This is a genomic window from Streptomyces sp. NRRL B-1347 (assembly GCF_000720325.1).
Taxonomy (GTDB): domain Bacteria; phylum Actinomycetota; class Actinomycetes; order Streptomycetales; family Streptomycetaceae; genus Streptomyces.
In genome coordinates this window covers 1-1162 of sequence record NZ_JOJM01000235.1, presented here as the reverse complement: position 1 = coordinate 1162, position 1162 = coordinate 1, and the positions used below count along the sequence as shown (strand labels likewise).

The 1162-nt window shown below is 67.6% G+C and carries 2 protein-coding genes; both read right to left on the bottom strand.

What is annotated here, in order from left to right:
- The gene (locus IG74_RS0144700) at nucleotides 1-591 is read right to left on the bottom strand and encodes an IS630 family transposase (RefSeq protein WP_030689600.1); all 591 of its coding nucleotides are present in this window, start codon (nucleotides 589-591) and stop codon (nucleotides 1-3) included.
- Nucleotides 588-1103, bottom strand: a complete 516-nt coding sequence (locus tag IG74_RS54995) for a winged helix-turn-helix domain-containing protein (RefSeq protein WP_420710063.1) — start codon at nucleotides 1101-1103, stop codon at nucleotides 588-590. Before IG74_RS54995 ends, IG74_RS0144700 begins: the two co-directional genes overlap by 4 nt.
- Nucleotides 1104-1162: the final 59 nt, after the last annotated feature.

Below are 1162 nucleotides of genomic sequence, written 5' to 3'. Positions count from 1 at the left end.
CTACTGATCTTTTCGTAAGTTCGGTGGGTGTTGTGGGTGGATGGTCAGGCCGGTGTGGGTGAGGAAGGACCAGGGCAGTTGCGGGTTGCGGTTGATGCGGTGGATTCCTTGTTCGGCGGCGTCCGCGATGTCGGCGAGGTGGTCACCGGCGAGGTTGGCAAGTTCACGTTTCTTGAGTGAGGACCACAGCAGCTCCACCGGGTTCAGCTCGGGCGCGTAGGCGGGCAACCGCTCCAAGGTGAGCCAGTCCTGGCCGGCGACCCACGCCCGCATCGCCCGGCTCCAGTGGGCGGACAGGCCGTCCCAGACCAGCACCACCCGCTCGCCCCGGTAGAACGCCTTCATCTGCTCCAGGACCTCGATGAGGGCAGTGGTGTCGTAGCTGCCGGGCTTGAGATGGAAGCACAGGCGGGCCCCGCGTCCGGGATCGGTGGAGTGGTACCCCAAAGCCCCGGCCATCGAGGCCCGCTTCCAGTTCAGCCGGTGCCGCAGCACAGGGGTCCGCCCTCTGGGCGAGTAGGTGCGGCGGACCTGAGGCAGCAGGGAGACGCCCGATTCGTCGAGGAACACGATCCAGGCACGTGTGTTCACGGCCCCTTTTTGATCCGCGGCCACTCGTGCGCGACCCAGCGGGCAATCTCCGACTCGTCCCGCTCAACCGCCCTGCGCTCGGGCCGCTGCAGACTCCATCCGAGTCGGCCGGTCAGCAACCGCCACACCGACGCCCTCGACAGCACCACCCCCGTCACCCGCTCAACGACGGCACCGACTCGCTCCAGAGTCCACAGATCGGCCTCGAAACCATGAGCCAGGGCTCCCCGCTCCAAAGCGGCCCGGACCGTCTCGACCTGGGCCCCGTCCAGCTTGGGCGGGCGACCGGAGGCCGCACGCCGCCGCAAGGCCGCAGCACCGCCCTCCTCCCACACCCGACGCCACCGCCGCACACTCTCCGCGCACACCCCCACTGCCCGCGCGATCACCGCATTCGAGACCCCCTCCTCGAACAACTCAACCGCCCGAACACGCCGCGCCTCCGCCAACTGAGGGCGCGACAAAGGAGGAAGAGACAAGCCATCACCCGAACGCGAGGGTCCATACGCCACCCCGGAATCCTCCCACCCACACCACCACAACACCCACCGAACTTACGAAAAGATCAGTA